The sequence below is a fragment of the uncultured Flavobacterium sp. genome (assembly GCF_963925185.1).
GTDB lineage: Bacteria > Bacteroidota > Bacteroidia > Flavobacteriales > Flavobacteriaceae > Flavobacterium.
Genome location: NZ_CAWURC010000027.1, coordinates 1 through 19,867, shown reverse-complemented (window position 1 = coordinate 19,867; position 19,867 = coordinate 1). Strand labels below are relative to the sequence as shown.

Annotated in this window: 17 protein-coding genes and 1 tRNA gene; 9 read left to right on the top strand and 9 right to left on the bottom strand. The window is 32.9% G+C overall.

Going from position 1 to position 19,867, the window contains the following annotated elements; all coding sequences use genetic code 11:
- Positions 1-22: 22 nt before the first annotated feature.
- From AABM59_RS06110 to AABM59_RS06095, 4 genes are all read left to right on the top strand, one after another.
- A complete protein-coding gene (locus AABM59_RS06110; RefSeq protein ID WP_338408094.1) occupies positions 23-673 on the top strand; it encodes a GNAT family N-acetyltransferase in 651 nt (216 codons plus the stop codon).
- Positions 674-703: 30 nt separating this feature from the next.
- Positions 704-1,780 carry a CoA transferase gene (locus tag AABM59_RS06105; RefSeq protein ID WP_338408093.1) on the top strand — a complete coding sequence of 359 codons (1,077 nt, stop codon included), beginning with the start codon at positions 704-706 and terminating at the stop codon, positions 1,778-1,780.
- A 33-nt stretch (positions 1,781-1,813) separates the two neighbouring features.
- Positions 1,814-3,166, top strand: coding sequence for an NAD-dependent succinate-semialdehyde dehydrogenase (locus AABM59_RS06100; protein ID WP_338408092.1), 1,353 nt, complete (start codon positions 1,814-1,816; stop codon positions 3,164-3,166).
- A 147-nt stretch (positions 3,167-3,313) separates the two neighbouring features.
- Positions 3,314-4,135: a TorF family putative porin gene (locus AABM59_RS06095; protein WP_338408091.1), complete on the top strand. Its 822-nt coding sequence runs from the start codon at positions 3,314-3,316 to the stop codon at positions 4,133-4,135.
- Positions 4,136-4,287: 152 nt separating this feature from the next.
- Here AABM59_RS06095 and AABM59_RS06090 read toward each other — a convergent pair whose 3' ends face one another.
- From AABM59_RS06090 to AABM59_RS06080, 3 genes are read right to left on the bottom strand one after another with little or no spacing between them, the layout of a single operon-like run.
- Positions 4,288-4,908, bottom strand: coding sequence for a carbonic anhydrase family protein (locus AABM59_RS06090; RefSeq protein ID WP_338408090.1), 621 nt, complete (start codon positions 4,906-4,908; stop codon positions 4,288-4,290).
- Positions 4,909-4,935: 27 nt separating this feature from the next.
- Complete coding sequence (locus AABM59_RS06085) at positions 4,936-5,601, bottom strand: DUF2490 domain-containing protein (protein ID WP_338408089.1); 666 nt, start codon at positions 5,599-5,601, stop codon at positions 4,936-4,938.
- Positions 5,602-5,613: 12 nt separating this feature from the next.
- Positions 5,614-7,212 carry a SulP family inorganic anion transporter gene (locus AABM59_RS06080; RefSeq protein WP_338408088.1) on the bottom strand — a complete coding sequence of 533 codons (1,599 nt, stop codon included), beginning with the start codon at positions 7,210-7,212 and terminating at the stop codon, positions 5,614-5,616.
- Between the two features lie 1,047 nt (positions 7,213-8,259).
- On the opposite strand from AABM59_RS06080, the gene AABM59_RS06075 reads away from it, so the two are divergent.
- Complete coding sequence (locus AABM59_RS06075) at positions 8,260-9,285, top strand: outer membrane beta-barrel protein (RefSeq protein WP_338408087.1); 1,026 nt, start codon at positions 8,260-8,262, stop codon at positions 9,283-9,285.
- 93 nt (positions 9,286-9,378) lie between these two features.
- On the opposite strand, the gene AABM59_RS06070 is transcribed toward AABM59_RS06075, so the two are convergent.
- The 5 genes from AABM59_RS06070 to AABM59_RS06050 all read right to left on the bottom strand — a co-directional run bounded on the left by AABM59_RS06070 (position 9,379) and on the right by AABM59_RS06050 (position 14,866).
- Positions 9,379-10,293 carry an N-acetylmuramoyl-L-alanine amidase gene (locus AABM59_RS06070; protein ID WP_338408086.1) on the bottom strand — a complete coding sequence of 305 codons (915 nt, stop codon included), beginning with the start codon at positions 10,291-10,293 and terminating at the stop codon, positions 9,379-9,381.
- A 1-nt stretch (position 10,294) separates the two neighbouring features.
- On the bottom strand, positions 10,295-10,783 hold the full coding sequence (locus tag AABM59_RS06065) for a hypothetical protein (protein ID WP_338408085.1): 489 nt from the start codon (positions 10,781-10,783) through the stop codon (positions 10,295-10,297).
- A gap of 17 nt (positions 10,784-10,800) precedes the next feature.
- On the bottom strand, positions 10,801-12,102 hold the full coding sequence (rimO, locus tag AABM59_RS06060; protein ID WP_338408084.1) for a 30S ribosomal protein S12 methylthiotransferase RimO: 1,302 nt from the start codon (positions 12,100-12,102) through the stop codon (positions 10,801-10,803).
- Between the two features lie 284 nt (positions 12,103-12,386).
- Positions 12,387-13,886, bottom strand: coding sequence for an outer membrane protein transport protein (locus tag AABM59_RS06055; protein ID WP_338408083.1), 1,500 nt, complete (start codon positions 13,884-13,886; stop codon positions 12,387-12,389).
- Positions 13,887-13,933: 47 nt separating this feature from the next.
- A complete protein-coding gene (locus AABM59_RS06050) occupies positions 13,934-14,866 on the bottom strand; it encodes a hypothetical protein (protein ID WP_338408082.1) in 933 nt (310 codons plus the stop codon).
- Positions 14,867-14,967: 101 nt separating this feature from the next.
- On the opposite strand from AABM59_RS06050, the gene proS reads away from it, so the two are divergent.
- The 4 genes from proS to typA all read left to right on the top strand — a co-directional run bounded on the left by proS (position 14,968) and on the right by typA (position 19,057).
- A complete protein-coding gene (proS, locus tag AABM59_RS06045) occupies positions 14,968-16,446 on the top strand; it encodes a proline--tRNA ligase (RefSeq protein WP_338408081.1) in 1,479 nt (492 codons plus the stop codon).
- A 78-nt stretch (positions 16,447-16,524) separates the two neighbouring features.
- Positions 16,525-16,596, top strand: a tRNA-Glu gene (locus tag AABM59_RS06040).
- Positions 16,597-16,633: 37 nt separating this feature from the next.
- Entirely contained in the window at positions 16,634-16,885 is a 252-nt protein-coding gene (gene rpsT / locus AABM59_RS06035) for a 30S ribosomal protein S20 (protein ID WP_039109573.1), read from the top strand.
- A 375-nt stretch (positions 16,886-17,260) separates the two neighbouring features.
- Complete coding sequence (typA, locus tag AABM59_RS06030) at positions 17,261-19,057, top strand: translational GTPase TypA (RefSeq protein ID WP_338408080.1); 1,797 nt, start codon at positions 17,261-17,263, stop codon at positions 19,055-19,057.
- Positions 19,058-19,125: 68 nt separating this feature from the next.
- Here the strand turns inward: typA and AABM59_RS06025 are convergent.
- A partial coding sequence (locus AABM59_RS06025) for a T9SS type B sorting domain-containing protein (RefSeq protein WP_338408079.1) occupies positions 19,126-19,867 on the bottom strand: 742 nt, incomplete at its 5' end.

Below are 19,867 nucleotides of genomic sequence, written 5' to 3'. Positions count from 1 at the left end.
TCAGGTATAAATACTTCTAATTATGAAAAAAGAAATTTTAGGTAAATACATTTTGCAAACCGCCAGGCCAGAATACGCAAAACAAGAGGCCGAACTTCAAAAAATTGTTTTTCCGACCTTATCAGAAGAAGAGTTGATGACGGAAGAGCAATATAAAAGGCATATGGAGATTTTTCCTGAAGGACAAATGATTGTATTAGATGGCGATAGAGTTATTGCGGCCACAACAACTTTGATGCAAAATTACCATAAAGGACATCATACTTTTCTGGAGATTTCAGATAATTTATGGTTGGGAACGCACGATCCAAAAGCGGATTGGCTTTACGGATTAGACGTTTCAGTTCATCCTGATTATCAAGGAAAAGGAATTGGAAGACAAATTTACAATGCACGTCAGGAGGTGGCAAAACAATTGGAAAAAAAAGGTCAAATGACAGCTGGAATGCCAATTGGATTTGACAAAGTGAAAGACCAAATGACTATTGCCGAATATTGCGAGAAATTAATAAAAGGCGAAATCATTGATCCAACCGTTACGGCTCAAACCAAATGTGGATTTATTTTAGTGGAACCATTATTCGATTATTTGGACGACCCACGAAGCGGAAATTGTTCTGTATTAATGTATTGGCCTTTGGATCCAAATACTAAATTAAGTGAAAATCACTAATTATTTCGTCAATGAATTCATTGTTCTAAGATGGTAAAACAACAATTATTTGCTGATTTAAAAGTAGTAGAACTGGCAGGAGTTTTGGCTGGCCCAGCTGTTGGAATGTTCTTTGCTGAACTTGGAGCATCTGTTTTAAAAGTTGAAAACCCTTCGAATAATGGGGATGTAACACGGAGTTGGCGTTTGGAAAAGGAAAAAGAGAACACACAATCGGCCTATTATAGTAGCGTGAATTACAACAAAACTATTGTTTGGGCCGATTTAAAAGAGGCAGAAGATTTTGAAATTGTCATGAATCACATTGCGTCGGCTGATGTCGTGATTTCCAATTTCAAACCGTCATCAGCAAAAAAATTAGGATTGGATGCGATTGCTTTGCGCAAAAAATTTCCAAAACTGATTTATGCACAAATTAGTGGTTATGGTATCGATGACGAAACGCCAGCCTTTGATGTAGTGCTTCAAGCCGAAGCCGGTTTTATGTTCATCAACGGAGAAGCTGGCGGTGTTCCATTGAAAATGCCGATTGCGTTGATAGATATTCTCGCCGCACATCAATTGAAGGAAGCAATATTAATAGCTTTATTGAAACGTTCCAAAACAGGTTTGGGTTCGATAGTTCATATTTCGCTTTATAATGCTGCACTTTCGTCTTTGGCTAACCAGGCGACAAACTATTTAATGGGTGGGGAAATTCCGCAGCGAATGGGAAGTTTACATCCTAATATTGCTCCTTATGGAGAAACGTTTTATGCCAATGATGGAAAAGCAATTGTGCTCGCGGTTGGAAACGATAAACAATTTGAATCGCTTTGTAAATGTCTGTATTTTGAAAAAAGTGAAGCTTTAAATTTGTTTAAAACCAATGCCTTGCGAGTTCAAAATCGAGTAAAATTAAACGAGATATTAAAGAAAGTATTTTCTAAATTAGATAGTAAAATGCTATTGAATCAGTTAAAAAGTAATAATGTACCCTGTGGTAATATTCGTTCGATGGATGAGGTTTTAAACAACGAAACGGCACAAAAATTAATTTTATCAGAAGCTCTTAAGGATGGCCAAATCACGAAAAGAATGGCAACAGCAGTTTTTGATATTTATTAAAATGCATAAAGAGTAACAATAAAAAGAGAAAGAATGATAATCAAATCTATAAATCCATATACTCAAGCAGTAATTGCCGAGCACGAAGTTTTGACCAATGCACAATTGAATCAAAAAATAGAACTTTCCGAAAAAGCTTTTAAAAATTGGCGTAACACCACATTTCAGGAACGAGCTGACAAAATGCAAAAATTAGCTAATATTCTTCGTGCAAAAAAAGAAGAACTGGGTTTGTTGATTACCAATGAAATGGGTAAAATTTTATCCGAAGGAATTGCTGAAGTCGAAAAATCGGCTGGAAATTGTGATTTCTATGCCGAGAATGCCGAGAAAATGTTGCAAGATGTTTATTATGATACCCCTTTCAAAAGCTTGTCAGTATTTGATCCATCGGGAGCTGTTTTTGCCGTGATGCCATGGAATTATCCTTTTTGGCAAGTTTTGCGTTACGCTGCACCGGCAGTTATGGCGGGAAACGTAACGATATTGAAACACGCTTCAAATGTGCAGGGATGTGCCAAAGCTATTGAAAATGCTTTTTTGGAGGCAGGCTTCCCAGAAGGTGTTTTTCAACAAGTAACGATCAGCATCAGTCAAGTGGAAGCCATTATTGCCTCTGACATTGTGAGTGGAGTAACACTTACAGGAAGTGAAATGGCAGGTTCTTCGGTGGCGTCTTTGGCGGGTAAACACATAAAAAAAACGGTTATGGAACTTGGAGGTTCCGATGCTTTTATAGTGTTAGACGATGCGGATATTGAAAAAGCAGCTACTGTAGCTACTCAATCTCGAATGCTCAATGCTGGTCAAGCTTGTATTTGTGCCAAAAGATTTATTGTTTCTAAAAAAATTGGTGATGAATTTGCTCATTTATTTGCCCAAAAAATTAATGCTTTAAATCAAGGGAATCCATTGCAAAACGGAATCAATATGGGGCCTTTGGCTAAACTGGAATTTGCAAATACATTGAGTTCTCAATTGGAAAAATCATTGCAACAAGGCGCTAAAATTTTAGTAGGAGGAGCGCAGGATAATTGTAATTTCCAACCCACATTAATTGATTTTGTAGATTCAAATAATATTGCTTTTCAGGAAGAAACTTTTGGACCATTGGCAACAATAATTAGAGCAAAAGACGAAAATGATGCAGTTGCGATAGCAAATAATCATCGGTATGGATTGGCTTCAGCCATTTGGACAGAAGACAGAGAAAAGGCATATAAATTAGCCAGAAGGATTGAAGCAGGTAATGTTTTTGTCAATTCATTAGTGCGTTCTGATTCTCGAATTCCTTTTGGAGGAATAAAAAAATCGGGTTATGGAAGAGAATTATCTGATATTGGGATGAAGGAATTTATGAATATGAAATCGATAATTATTGAGTAGAATAAAATAAAAAAGTAAAATAAGTATTAATCTAAAAATAAATATATGATAAAGAAAACAAAAATAATTAATTAACCAAAACTCAAATTAACAATGAAATCCAAATTAACAATGAAAACCAATTTAATAACAAAAACCAATTTAAACATGAAAAAAGTAGTAATTATTTTAGCATTAGTGCTAACCAGTACAATGACATTTGCACAAGATGCACCAGCAACAACAACCGAAGCGGAAGAAGCAGAACCAAAATTCACTGCGGCCGTAGATGTTGTCTATCCTTATTTGTGGAGGGGTGTAAAATATTATGGAGATTTAGTGGCTTTCCAGCCCTACATGAATTATGCTTTTACAGATAAATTATCGGTAGGAGTATGGGCAACAACGAATTTTTCTAATGCTGCAGATGCTTACAATGAATTCGATTGGAATATTTCCTATCAAATAAGTCCAGTTGTAGGGATCATGTTAAGCGATTATTATTGGCCAGCTACTAAAAATAATTTGGATTGGGAAAAAAGTAGCTATTTTGATTATTCAGAAGGTTCAGCTCAGACTTTGGAATTTTCTGTTTTATTTGACTTTTCTGAAAAAGGAGTGCCATTGGATTTTCAATGGAATACGATTATTGGAGGGAATGATTTTAAATATGATGATCCAACAAAAAGAGCTTATTCTAGTTATGCCGAAGTTGGATATACGTATTCTTTAGAAAATGCAGGGATTGATTTCAGACCTTTTGTTGGCGCAGTAGTTGTTAATGGAGGTTATTATGGTGTTGATGCTAATGATGTTGCAGGTTTCACATTTACAAATGTAGGATTGAATATTGCTAAAGAATTTAAAGTTTCTGAGAATTACGCTTTGCCAGTTTTTGTTAGATACACTAATAATGATTATGGAGTAGTTGAAGATACCAAAACCGTTAGAAATTTCTTTTCTTGTGGTGTTACTTTTAATATCAAATAGAATATCTATGAAATAAGTTTAAGTGTTCAAAACTTATATTTTAAAATCGAAAAAGTCGCCAATTTTGGCGACTTTTTTATGGCTATTCTTTTTCAAAACTATAAAATGGAAATAAATGAGTTATGAGAACAACAAATTTTTTGTTTTAACTATTAATAAAAAGTAACCTCACCATTTGTAATAGTATGCATTCCACCAATGATTCTAATTTCACCATTTTGAATCATTTCTTTTAGAATAGGGCTTCTTTCCATAATGGCATTCACGGTTCGTTTAACATTTATTGATGATACTTTTTCAACAAACTCGGAATTAGATGAATTCCGATTTTCGGTTTCGGTTTTTTCATCAAAAACAGCAGGTTGAATTTTACTTAGTAAAGCTGTAAGATTTCCCATTTCGACATGGTCACATGCGCCTTTTACTGCGCCACATTTAGTATGTCCTAATACTACAATAACTTTTGATCCTGCCACTTTACAGGCAAATTCCATACTGCCTAGAATGTCTTCATTTATAATATTCCCTGCAATTCTAACGCTAAAAATATCGCCTAAACCTTGGTCAAAAATTAATTCAGCCGAAGTTCTTGAATCAATACAACTTAAGATTACCGCAAATGGATGTTGACTATCAGAAGTTTCGTTAGCTTGTTCTAAAAGATTTCTATTCGCTTTTAAATTATTCATAAATCTTTTATTGCCTTCTTTTAAAAATTTTATAGCCATTGAAGGAGTAATGGCTTCTTGCATTTCTTTATTTAATGTTTTCATATTTTTATTTTTTTATTTTTTTATTTTTTAAAATGGTAAATTGTTAAAAATTATTATTTGAAATTGATTTCTATTAGAGTTTTCTTTTGTTTGCGCCATAAAACCTACTTCTACTTTAAAATCTTTATTGATAACATATCCTAAAGCACCATAAAGACGATTTTGGTCAAATAATGGGCTTTCGGCATTGATAAAAATTTCATTGTATGAAGAAATATAAACAGCGCCTTCATCTAACTTTTTTTTATTTATAGAAATATTAATTCCTAAAAAATATCTAAAACGCAATTGAAAATCATCCGATATAAATCGTTCTTCGATTCTATATCGGTGTTGAATAAAAACACTTCCAATAGTTTGTCTAGTAATGAATTGTTGGTATATCCTATGTTCATTTGAATCTACTTTTTGATCCGAATTGGGCACATATTTTTGTGTATTTATAAATCCGTATCCTAATAATAAATTGTTGTTATTCTCAGTAAGATTATAACCAATACCTGTTCGCAAAAGCAATTGATTGGTATCGCCTATAAAATTGTAATTTCGATATTGGACTTCATTATGCCAATTCCATTTTTGATTAATTTTTTGATTTCCAAAATAGATTAACCAATTACCGGTATCCGATTTTTGTGAAAAGGAAAGGTTATAAAAGCAAATTATTGGAAGTAGAATCTTAATTAGTCTCATAGGTTCTTTTTATTAACTTTTATGCTCAACAAAAACATGTTTTTCTTCTTCGCCAGTTTCTAACAACCCATAAGCCTTTTTGAATCCAATTAATTTAACTTTAATATTCTCTTCTTTGGATTTAATCTTTTTGAATTCATTTATCAAATCCAAAACATCATGAGCGATATAAACGGTGTCAGAAGCATTTATTTCTACTTTAGAATTTTCTGGAATAGAAGCTAAAGTTGATTTAATAGCAGCTTTATTCAAAAACGAAACTTCTTGTGCTAAATCAATATGAATAACATCGCCATTGTGGTATTCTTGTTTTCTAAATATATATGCTCTTTGCATATTACCCTTCAAAATAAAAATGATACTGATTATCATTCCTAAGGCTACACCTTTTAATAAATCGGTTAAAACAACTGCTAACAAAGTAGCAATAAAGGGAATGAATTGGTATTTTCCTTTTTCCCAAAAGTGCTTAATGGTTTTAGGATTTGCCAGCTTATATCCAATTAATAATAAAACAGCGGCTAAAGTAGCTAACGGAATTTTATTCAAAATAGTTGGAATAGCCACAACACTAATCAGTAATAAAACACCATGAATTACAGCCGACATTTTTGATTTGGCTCCAGCCGAATTATTAGCAGTAGTTCTCACTACAACAGAAGTCATTGGTAAACCTCCTAATAAAGCACTTACTATATTACCAATTCCTTGAGCTTTTAATTCAACATTAGTGTCTGTATATCTTTTTTTTGCATCCATTCTATCCGCTGCCTCAATGCATAACAAAGTTTCAATAGAGGCAACAACTGCAATGGTGATAGCAACAATCCAAACTTTTGAATTGGTAATGGCGGCAAAATCGGGAAACAAAAAAATACTTTTAAATTCTTCAATAGAATTTGGAACCGGTAAAGTGACTAAATGCTCACTTTTTATGGATAAACTGCTTCCTGACACTATGAAGAACTCATTTACAAGTACACTAACAATTACAGCAATTAGTGCTGCTGGAACTAATTTTAATTTTTTTAGAAAGTCAACTTTAGTCCAAGCAATTAATATTATAAGAGAAATTACTGTAATAATTACTGATCCTAATTGAATATGTCCTAAAGTTTGAAATAATTCTGAGAAAGTATTTCCACCATCTGATTCTAAAAAAGCCAAATTACCCAAATAATCTTTATCATAACCAAATGCATGTGGAATTTGTTTCAAAAAAATGATGACACCAATTCCTGCTAACATTCCTTCAATAACATTAGTTGGAAAATAATTTGAGATAGAACCCGCTTTTATAAAACCTAGAATAAGTTGTATAATTCCGGCTAATAAAACGGCTAATAAAAAAGCATTGAAAGCACCTAAATCAGTAATTGCAGTTAACACAATTGCCGTTAAGCCTGCTGCAGGACCAGAAACGCTTATATGAGATTTACTTAAAACCCCGACCACAATTCCTCCAACAACCCCCGCAATAATTCCTGAAAATAATGGAGCTCCACTCGCAAGTGCAATTCCTAAACATAATGGCAGTGCCACTAAAAAAACCACTAAACCTGAAGCAAAATCAGATTTAAGGTTGGCAAAAAGATTTATTTTTTTTGTCATAATACCTTACTAAAAATTGAATACATAGATTTTTGTCCCATTTTTTATAAAATGGGAACTTTAGATTTTAAAAATTAAAATCGGCGATGTATTAAACTAGTTCAGGTGGGGGAATAAATATTTTTGTAAAAATTTTATCGTGCTTGGATAAATTCTCGAAGTGTATTAAACTTGAATTTAACTGCGATAAATTGTTAGAAACGTTCACAAAATCAGAATTAAATATTGCTTTAATTTCTTTTTCCGCTTTTTCCTCTTCTGAAAAACTATAAAATATGGATATGTCTGCATTTTCCTCGACTACACTAATGATAATTGGTGTAATAAGAAAACTAATAAAAAATAATAATAGTATTTGAGCAGTTAATTTCATTTCGTGCAAAATTAATATTTATGTAATGGAATCAAAGAGATTGTATTAAATTTAAATTTAAATTAACATTTAATTTTTTGAGAGAAAAATATCTTCCCGATTGGTCCTTTTTTTAATCTTTTAATGGAAATAAATTTGCTATTCCTAACTTTAAATTTATTTTATTTATGGCTTGCTAAACTTGTTTTTTTTCTTACCTTAAAAAAAACATTTTTTTTATAATTAGCTTTCAGTTTTTTAGATAATTATTTATTGGCATATATTTTACAAATTTTTTTAATGTTATATTAATTGGGGGTATAAGTATTTTTAAGATAAAAAAATCTATTTTTTATAGATTTTTTTATCTTAAAAATAAAAATATATAAAAAATAAGGGGGTGTATGTAAATATATAAATAAATATCTGATAAAATAATTTAATATAAATATTGATTATGTATTTTTCGTCAACCATTTTTTGCTTATCAATAATTCTTTCCAAAATAATTCAAAAAAGCTTTTTTTTTATAGTTAGACAGAATAAAAGTTGATAGATTTGCCACAGTAGAAAAGGTTTTACCTGCAGGAAATTTTTACTTTATAAATGATATTTTTCGATTATTTGAAAACACATTGTAAGTTTAAATTTTTTAAATAAGCCAAACTAATATTAATAATTAAACCTAATTAAACATGAAAAAAGTAATTACTATTTTAGCCTTGGCGCTAACGAGTTCAATGACATTTGCTCAAGAAGCTGCGGAAACTACACCAACATCAACTCCATTAGAGATTTCGGGATCGGGTGATTTGTATTATAAGTATGATTTTTCAAAAACCGGGAATATTCCAACAAGCTTTGCAACTGATCAAAATTCTATCTCTTTAGGAATGCTTGATATTGCTTTAAAGAAAACTACTGGTAAAGCATCTTTTGTAGGAGAACTATCTTTTGGGCCCAGAGGTCAATATCAATCCATTCCTAATGGAGACGGAACGGATATAAATTCATTTCATATTCAAAATTTATATGCTACTTATTCATTTACGGATAAGTTTAATATGACTGCCGGGTATATGGGAACTTTTATTGGTTATGAAGTGATTTCTCCTTTGGCTAATTTTCACTATTCCACATCTTATTTGTTTACTAATGGGCCATTCCAAAATGCGGGCGTTAAGGCTAATTATGCTATATCTGATAAATTTGGTGTAATGTTGGGTTTGTTTAATGATTCTTGGAATTCCTATAAATCATCGGATTCAGTTGATGGTTTAAATGCTGTTGGTGGTCAATTTTCTTATGCATCTGACGGAATTAGTGCCTACCTTAACTTCATGGATGGTTCAGTTAGTGGAACTATTTTTGATTTAACAGCATCATTTCAGCTTTCGGATAAATTTAAATTGGGTTTAAACGCTGCAGATTTTTCAAATGAAGGAGAAGTTGGTTTTACAGGTTTAGCACTTTATCCATCTTACGCCGTTAGTGACAACTTTGGTTTAGGATTGCGTGGTGAGTATTTCTCTTATAAAATGGGTTCTGGAGATACATCAGTAACTGCTTTGACTTTATCTGCTAACTTAAAGGCAGGTGGGTTAACGTTTATTCCTGAGTTCAGATTAGATAGTGGTAAAGATGAAATATTCGTTGATTCTAATTTTGCTTCAACAAAATCTGCCTCTCAATTAGTCTTAGCCGTAGTTTATGGATTTTAATTTGAGTTTTCTATAATATTAAAACATATTTTTACAGAAAAGCGGCTTCTTAATTCTTTCAAAAAGCCGCTTTTCTTATTTTGTTTTACCAAATTATTGTTTCTTGTAAATATTATAAATGGTGTTTATGGTTTTTTCATCTAAAACAGCATCGACTTCTTTTTGAATATAATGAAGTTTGAAAGCGGAAATAGCCGCTGGAAGATTTTTAGTATTGTATCCTATAATTCGTAAGGCTTGTTCGATGTTAAAATCACAAGGAACGCTTTCAAGAGATTCGTCTGGCCATATGCCAAAACCCATTTCTGCTAATTTTTTCCAAGGGAAAAAAGCACTTGGATCTTGTTTTCTGGTTGGCGCAATATCCGAATGGCCTATAATATTTTGAGTAGGAATATTATAATCTTTTTTTAATTTGGTTAAAAGAGCCAGCAGGCTATTGATTTGTAATTCTGAAAAAGACTGCGTTCCATTATTGTCTAATTCGATTCCTATTGATGCCGAATTAATGTCAGTATTTTTACCCCAAGAAGCATTTCCGGCATGCCAAGCACGAAGGTAATCGTTTAGCATATGAACAACTCTACCATCTTGTGCAATTATATAATGCGAACTTACTTGAGTTGCTGTCAATGTGAATGTTTTTAAGGTTTGTTTCAAAGAATCCTGAGCAGTGTGGTGAATAATGATAAAATTTGGTTTTCTCAAATTGAAGTTTACCGTTCCAATCCATTCTGTAGTGATGCCGTTTTGCAAAGGAAACACTCCCATTTTTGAAATAGTATCTTTAAATGTGAGTAATTGTTTTAGATATAAAGCATCTACATTTTTTTCTGGAACAACTACATTTTGCAAAGGAACCGCTTCCTTTTTTGAAATGGTTTCTTTTAATTTATTTAGATTGTTATTATATAGTTTTTCGCTTTTTTTATATGGATTTGTAGAACACGAAGTTATTATAATAGCGAAAATCAAATAATAAAAATGTTTTTGTATTAAATGTTTCATACTACTTTTTCTCTTTTTTCTCTTTTCTTTTTGATTTAGATTTAGAGGGATTTTTTCGATTCTCTTTATATATTAGGTATTTTTCTATTTGCTCTTTGTTTAAAAAATTTTTAATTTTTCTATCTGTAGTTTCAGACAGCGCTTGAAATTCTTTTATCTGATCTTCTTGGTTAGTGACTTGTTTTAACAATATTCCTTGTGTTCTTATACTTTCTATTAAAACATTCGAAATGGCAATAGTCTGAAGTTCATCAAGATTTAGTCCAGGTTTCATTTCCTCCATTACTTTGGCAGCTATTTTTTCTGCTGGGATTTCTATTGGTTTTTCTGGTTGGCTTCCTTGATTCATTTGGCTCATTCCTCCATTTCTTCCATTGCCATTTCCACCGTATCCGTTATTCCCATATCCATTATTTCCATATTGGGCCGAAATTGTACTAACAGAAAATATCATCAATATACTTGCTAAAAATGTTTGAATTGCTTTCATATTTAGTGTTTTAAAATTTAAACAGGTTCTGCATATAAATCAAATTCGGTTGCATCGGTAATTTTTACCATAACAAATTCTCCGGTTTTTACATAATGTTTCGAAGCATCTATAAGTACTTCATTGTCAACATCAGGACTGTCAAATTCAGTCCTTCCCACAAAATGCTCTCCTTCTTTTCTATCAATAATACAACGGAAGATTTTGCCAATTTTTTCTTGGTTTAAATCCCAAGAAATTTGCGATTGAAGTTCCATAATTTCATTAGCTCGCTCTTTTTTTACGTCTTCGGGAACGTCATCTACTAAGGTAAAAGCACCTGTATTTTCTTCGTGAGAATAGGTAAAGCAGCCCAAACGTTCGAACTTCATTTCTTGTACCCAATCTCTCAAAATTTCAAAATCTTCTTGTGTTTCACCGGGATAACCCACAATCAGAGTTGTTCTTATTGTCATTCCAGGAACAGCTTTACGAAATTCTTGTAATAATTTGGTTGTTTTTTCTTTTGTTGTTCCACGTTTCATCGATTTTAAAATGGAGTCCGAAATGTGTTGTAACGGAATGTCTAAATAATTACAAATCTTCGGTTCCCGCTTCATTATTTCCAAAACATCCATCGGAAAACCGGTAGGGAAGGCGTAGTGTAAACGAATCCATTCGATTCCTTCGACTTTCACCAAGGCTTCGAGCAATTCACCAAGATTTCGTTTTTTGTAAATATCTAATCCATAATAAGTCAGGTCTTGCGCAATTAAAATCAATTCTTTTACGCCATTTTTTGCCAACCCTTCTGTTTCTTTTACCAGTTTTTCAATGGTTTGCGAAACGTGTTTGCCACGCATTAACGGAATGGCACAAAAACTGCACGGACGGTCACAGCCTTCAGCAATTTTTAAATAAGCATAATTTTTTGGTGTTGTAGTCAAGCGTTCGCCTAGCAATTCGTGTTTATAATCTGCGCCCAAAGCTTTTAATAAAGCCGGTAATTCCGTGGTTCCAAAAAATTGGTCCACATTGGGGATTTCTTTTTCTAAATCGGGACGATATCTTTCTGATAAACAGCCAGTAACGAATACTTTGTCGACTAATCCGCGCTCTTTTTTGTCGGCATACTCAAGGATCATGTTTATTGATTCGGCTTTGGCATTATCAATAAATCCACAGGTATTGATGACTACGATGTTTCCTTCTTGCTCGTGTACGACCTCTTTTCCACTGGCTTTTAGTTGACCCATTAGCACTTCGCTATCGTACACATTTTTTGAACACCCAAGAGTGATCACGTTGATTTTATTTTTTTTTAAGGACTTGGTTCTCATATATTTATAATCCCGATAATTTGGGTAGTTTGCAAAATTACAATTTTTATTTTTAGAAGTACAACCCTTTGTTTGTTTATGAGTCTTTGACCCTGCTTTTCGCTAAAATCTGTTATTGTGATTACATCATTGCGAGGAACTAAGCTATCTGTGTGTCAAAATAATAAGATTTCTCCTGCTATCGGGGCTAATTGATAAACTTTTAGAATTTTGATATAATTTCGAAAATAAAGAAAGCCACTTCAATTACGAAACGGCTTTCTTTTAAAGTTTATTTTAATGTATTACAACTCAAACAGCAAAGTAAAGCAAATATTATTATTAATAGTATTGATATTAGCTCCATCTGTAAATCCTTGGTTTAAGAAACCTTGGTGCAAATTTCTTTGGGCATTGGAATAAGCCAAATCTAACTTGGTTGAACCAAAATTATAACCAACGCCTCCTGAATATCCGGTTAAATCGCCTATAGTATTGGAGTTTTTGTATGGGCTTTGTTCGAAGCGATAACCTCCGCGTAAACTCCATTTATTGATTTTGTATTCGGTACCAATTCTTATTTCACCAGTATTATTAAGAACTGTATTCATATAGCTATTTAAGTTTCTAAAATAGGAATCCTTTTCAGGTCTAAACTTTGTATTACCATAATTTTTCATGATGTAGTCAATACTTATTAACCCAGATTTACCAAATATGTAGGCAAAACTTCCCGTAAACTTACTTGGAGTTTGCAAAGTATAGGGAGCGTAATAATTGATAATCCTAGGATCTACCTCATCTTGTGGTAATTGACCATCAATATTGCCGCTTACGGATGTCAGTTTTTGGGATAATTCATCACTTAAACGATACCAAGTAGGTGATTCATAAGCCAATCCCAATCGAATTTCATTGGTGACTTTTGCAATAGCTCCCAATTGAAATGAAAACCCAGTTCCAGTAGTATGCAAATCATTGTCAAACTGCAATCTATTTACTCTGTCATTACTGTCTAAAGTGTTATTGTTGTCTTCATAAATACTTGAAGTCTGGGTGAAATCAGTGAAATGGGAGTTTAAGTTTATTCCTAAATATAATTTATCTTTATAGGATGTAGCAGTGTTAAAAGATAAATTTCCGTTATAACCATTACTATGAATACTATTTTCCTGATAATAATTTCCGCCAGAACGAACACTTGAAGTATATAAAGTATTGTTTGGATCATTTTCGTCGATAGGATTTATAATATAACCTTGGTAACCAAGAAAAGCTTGTTGACCACCGTGATCTAGTTCTTGATAAGTTGAGTTATTCAAGACATCCAGCGGCACACCATTAGCATAACTTAAAAAATAATTAGCTACAGAATTTATTGTATTTGTTCCAGCAGAGAATAGATAATTATTAAAATTATTTCTGTTTTCATAGTTAACAGCCACAGAAAACTTTTTCCAATCTTTATTTGGATCTTTAAAAACAAAAACACCGCCAGCTTGGTTCAAATCGAATGAGCTGTTTTCTGTAGTAGTTTCGGTTCCAAAATAATTGGAGTTATTCTTCGTGTAGAAATTACTCAGAGTAACCGCAATTTGATTATTAGAAAATATCGCTGAACCTGCCGGGTTTGCATTTATAGATGACAAATCTCCGCCAAGAGCCCCAAAAGCCCCACTCATAGCTCTATAACGAGCTGATCCAGTCAAATTTTCTTGCGAATAGCGTAAAGCATCTGTGATTTCTTGTGATTGGGCGATACTAAAAGCGAAGCTAACAAATAGAAGGAATATATATTTTTTCATTTTTATTCGTATAAATTATATTTTTTATAAAAGGATCATTGAATTCTTTATCTTCCACCTCTTCCACCTCCAGAAGATCTTCCTCCACTACTACTTGACCCTGAACTATTTGAGTTGCTTGAGCTTGGGGGTGTATAACTCTGGTTTCGGGAATTGCTAGTGTTTTGCTGAGAGTTAGTATTTGTTCTTGTACGATTGGAATTAGTGGAAGAATTGTTTTGTGTTTGTGTATTACTTCTTCGGTTGAGTAAAGTACTGTTTTGGGTAGCGTTGTTAATAGTGCTACTTCGATTATTGCTAGAATTTGTTTCTCTATAAGAACTGGATCTGTTTTGAGAATATTTATTGCTGTTTATGATATTGGAATAAGAAGAACCCCTTCTGCTTGGATTATACGAATAATGACTGTTATTATTACCGTAATTATAATGATCTCCGCCATAATTATAGGGATATCCATATCCATAACTAGGAAAACCCCAGTCATTATAAGGATAGTTATAACCAAAATAAGAATATCCATAATAGGGATAGCCATAATAGGGATAGCCATATCCATAATAAGAATATCCATAATAAGGATAACCATAACCAAATCCATAATAAGGAGAACCAAATCCATATCCTATCGAAAAGTTCCAAGGACTTGTATATATATTTACCGAAGTTGTTCTGGGATTATTTCCCCAATCGGGATAATCTGTATTTTGTATTGTGTCGTTCGAAGTGTCGTAATTACTATAATTATTGACATCAGTAAAAATTTCTGTTTGAAAATTATCATTTTGTAAGGAACTAAAATAATCCTTGTAACGATTACTTGAGTTTTCGGGAGTTACTTTTTTAGTATTTCCGTATATTCCATCAGAATCATAGTAAGAGCTATTTTGATAAGAACCACAAGATGTTAATACAACACTCGAAAGAATAATTAGAGAATATATTAATGTATTTCGGGAGGAAAAAATATTTGTTTTCATATCAATAGGATTTTTTATTGTTGCACAATACAAAAATAGTTAGTTTTGCGTAACTATTTAGTTAAAATAATTAAAACAAAATTTGTGCCAAACTATTCAATATGAGCAAGAACCTCACTACACGAGCAGACGATTATTCAAAATGGTATAACGAGTTGGTTGTAAAAGCCGATTTAGCCGAAAATTCAGGAGTTAGAGGATGTATGGTTATCAAGCCATACGGTTATGCAATTTGGGAAAAAATGCAAGCTGAACTTGATAGAATGTTTAAGGAAACAGGACATCAAAACGCCTATTTTCCTTTGTTTGTTCCAAAAAGCATGTTTGAAGCCGAAGAAAAAAATGCAGAAGGTTTTGCCAAAGAATGTGCTATCGTTACCCATTATCGATTAAAAAATGACCCTGATAATCCAGGTAAATTAATGGTAGATCCCAATGCAAAACTCGAAGAAGAACTTATTGTTCGCCCTACGAGTGAAGCCATAATTTGGTCCACTTATAAAGGATGGGTTCAATCGTATAGAGATTTGCCTCTGCTGATAAATCAATGGGCAAATGTGGTGCGATGGGAAATGAGAACCCGATTATTCTTGCGAACCGCCGAATTTTTGTGGCAGGAAGGGCATACTGCTCACGCAACAAGAAGTGAAGCTGTTGAGGAATCTGAAAAGATGATGAATGTTTATGCCGATTTTGCCGAAAATTTTATGGCAATTCCAGTTATAAAAGGAATCAAAACTGAAACCGAACGATTTGCAGGCGCAGAGGAAACGTATTGCATCGAAGCATTGATGCAAGACGGAAAAGCTTTGCAGGCTGGAACTTCGCATTTCTTAGGGCAAAATTTTGCCAAAGCTTTTGACGTGAAGTTTGCTAACGCCGAAGGAAAACAGGAACACGTTTGGGGAACTTCTTGGGGAGTTTCTACTCGTTTGATGGGCGCTTTGGTTATGACTCATTCCGATGATAAAGGATTGGTTTTACCTCCAAGTTTGGCTCCGATTCAAGTGGTTATTGTTCCTATTTATAAAAACGATGAGCAATTAGAAGAGATTACTACAACGGTAGCTATTTTAGTTTTGCAATTGAAGGAATTGAAAATTGTTGTGAAATATGATGACAGAAATACACAAAAACCAGGATTTAAATTTGCCGAATGGGAATTAAAAGGAGTTCCTGTTCGAATTGCAGTTGGTCCAAAAGATTTAGAAAATGGAACTTTCGAGATTGCTAGACGCGATAATTTGTCGAAAGAGACGATAAGTAAGGACGGAATTGCAATTTATATCCAAAAACTTTTGGAACAAATTCAAATCGATTTATTCAATAAAGCCATGGCTTATCGCGATACTCATATCACGGAAGTGAATAGTTTTGAGGAGTTTGTGGCGGTTTTAGAAGGTAAGGGAGGCTTTGTATCTGCTCATTGGGATGGAACTGCCGATACCGAAGAGAAAATCAAGAATTTGACAAAAGCGACTATTAGATGCATACCTTTAGATGGGAAAGAACAGTCTGGAAGCTGTATTCTCACTGGAAAAACTTCGATTAGAAGAGTTTTATTTGCGAAGGCATATTAAAAAAAAATATTTTTTTTTGCGCCTACTATTGCACGTCTAAAAAATAGTTGTATTTTTGCATCCGCATTAGAGAAGTATGGTCCCTTCGTCTATCGGTTAGGACGCCAGGTTTTCATCCTGGTAAGAGGGGTTCGATTCCCCTAGGGACTACAAAAAAAAATTAATAAAGAAAAAATCATTTAAGAAAATGGCAAATCACAAGTCAGCTTTAAAGAGAATTAGAAGTAACGAAAAAAGAAGAGTTCTAAACAGATACCAACATAAAACTACTCGTAATGCTATTAAAGCATTAAGAATAGCGACTGATAAAGTTGATGCTACGTCTAAATTATCAAGTGTAATTTCTATGATTGATAAATTAGCCAAAAAGAATATTATTCATGATAACAAAGCATCAAATTTGAAATCAAAATTAACGAAACATGTTGCTAAATTGTAATAATTTCAATTTACATTTATATAAAAAAAGCTCTCAATTTGAGAGCTTTTTTTATGGAGTATTGTTCGGTTTTGTTTTTAAATATTTCAGCATTTCTTAGAAATAGGTTTTACAAGAAATCAATTACCATTGAATATTTTTTTTAGATTTTTCTAAATTTTCAGGGTCAATGGTCGAGGAAAGGATGATAGTTTTTATGGGATTATAGTCCGAATAATCCGGAGAGCTTATTATAACGGAATTATTTAACATCGTTCAAAACTTATTTTTATTATGCATGTTTTTTCACCTATTTAGTTAACAAAATGTAAACTATTATAGAATTAATTTTTATATCAAAATAAAGTGTACCTTTGCAACCTCAAAAAAATACAGATGGAAGCTATTAGAAACATTGCAATTATTGCCCACGTCGATCACGGTAAAACTACCTTGGTTGATAAAATTATGTACCATTGTCATTTATTTCGTGACAACCAGAATGCTGGAGATTTAATTCTTGATAATAATGACTTGGAGCGCGAAAGAGGTATTACAATTACATCTAAAAATGTTTCTGTAGTTTATAAAGGAACAAAAATTAACATTATTGATACTCCTGGTCACGCCGATTTTGGTGGTGAAGTTGAGCGAGTACTAAATATGGCGGATGGAGTTTGTCTTCTTGTTGATGCTTTTGAAGGGCCAATGCCACAAACTCGTTTTGTTTTGCAAAAAGCAATCGACTTAGGATTAAAACCTTGCGTGGTTATTAATAAAGTGGATAAAGAAAACTGTACCCCTGAAGAAGTTCACGAAAAAGTTTTCGATTTAATGTACGAATTAGGCGCTGAAGAATGGCAATTGGATTTCCCAACTGTTTATGGTTCTGCTAAAAATAACTGGATGTCAGATGATTTTAACGTCATCACAGAAAATATCGAACCTTTATTGGATATGGTATTAGCTCACGTTCCAGCTCCTAAAGTTTCTGAAGGAACTCCACAAATGTTGATTACATCTTTAGATTTCTCTGCATTTACAGGTCGTATCGCAATTGGTCGTCTTGAAAGAGGTGTTTTGAAAGAAGGAATGCCAATTTCTTTGGTAAAAAGAGATGGTTCAATTTCGAAATCAAAAATTAAAGAATTGCATACTTTTGAAGGACTTGGTCGTAAAAAAGTGCAAGAAGTAATAGCTGGAGATATTTGTGCAATTATTGGCGTAGAAGGTTTTGAAATTGGTGATACTATTGCTTGTTTTGATAATCCAGAAGCTTTACAAACCATTGCCATTGATGAGCCTACAATGAGTATGTTGTTCACCATAAATGACTCTCCTTTCTTTGGTAAAGAAGGTAAATTTGTTACTTCTCGACATATTAGAGACAGATTGACAAAAGAATTGGAAAAAAACTTGGCAATGAAATTGGGTGAAACTGATTCAGCAGATAAGTTTATGGTTTTTGGTCGTGGAGTACTTCACTTGTCAGTTCTTATTGAAACAATGAGAAGAGAAGGATATGAAATGCAAATTGGCCAACCTCAAGTTATCATCAAAGAAATTGATGGTAAAAAATGTGAGCCAATTGAGGAATTGACTATCGACTTACCGGAAACTCTTTCTGGAAGAGCTGTAGAGTTTGTTTCTTTGCGTAAAGGAGAAATGTTGAGTATGGAAACTAAGGGGGAACGTATGATCATAAAATTTAATATTCCATCACGTGGAATTATTGGATTGCGTAACCAATTGCTTACTGCTACTGCAGGTGAGGCTATTATGGCACATCGTTTTATAGGATATGAGCCTTTCAAAGGCGAAATTTCTGGACGTAACAAAGGTTCATTAATTTCTATGGAAAAAGGAAAAGCTATTCCTTATTCTATCGATAAATTACAAGATCGTGGTAAGTTTTTTGTTGAACCAAATGTCGAAATTTACGAAGGTCAAGTAATTGGAGAAAACTCTCGTGGTGATGATATGTGTGTAAACGTTACTAAAGAGAAAAAACAATCTAACGTTCGTTCATCAGGTAATGATGAGAAAGCAAGGATTATTCCGCCAATTATTTTCTCATTGGAAGAAGCTTTAGAATACATTCAAAAAGATGAATATGTTGAGGTAACTCCAAAATCGATTCGTTTGAGAAAAATTTATTTGACTGAAACAGATAGAAAAAGATTTAAAATCTAATTCTATTTTTTATACAGAAAAGCCATTCGAAAGAATGGCTTTTTTTATGTGTTATAATTAAGATTCAATTAACGCTTTAAACTAAAATGCCCTTTTGCTTCTCTTCCATCTTCTAATTTTATGGTGTACCAATAGTCATCTGAGGGTAATGATATTCCATTAAAGGTTCCGTCCCAACCCTCATTTAAAGCTGGAATCCATTGTTTAAGCAATTTCCCATATCGATCAAAAATATAAATGATAGAATTGGTGTTGAAAGTAGCATTAACCCCTTTTACACTCCAATAATCATTGTATCCGTCATTGTTTGGTGTAAAGAATTTTGGTAAACCTACAACTGCTATGGTTTTAGAAACTAAACCGCAACCATTTTTGTCATTGATATAAACATCATGAATACCTGCTGGAACATTGGTAAAAAAATTAGAATCTTGAAAATATCCTGAAGGCTCGTCTAAACTGAATTCGTAATCACCCAATCCCGAAACATTTACAGTTACTGTGTTTATATCGGTCATATCTGCAATCAGAATAGAATCGATATGAGCGAGATCAGAAGCGGTAACTTGTATGGTTCGAATTCTACTGCATCCAGAAGCATTTATAACTTCTACAGTATATAATCCTTCAGCGTTTACATCTAAAGTAAAGGTGTTTCCACCAGTAATTGCTCCGTCTTTGGACCAAATATAAGTGTAATTATTTATAGGTGATCCGTCTTGAATTCCTGCATCGAGTTGTACAAAAAAGGTGGGCAGATTGGAACACACCAATTCATTTTCGCCGCCATTTGTATTCAAGTTAATTTTT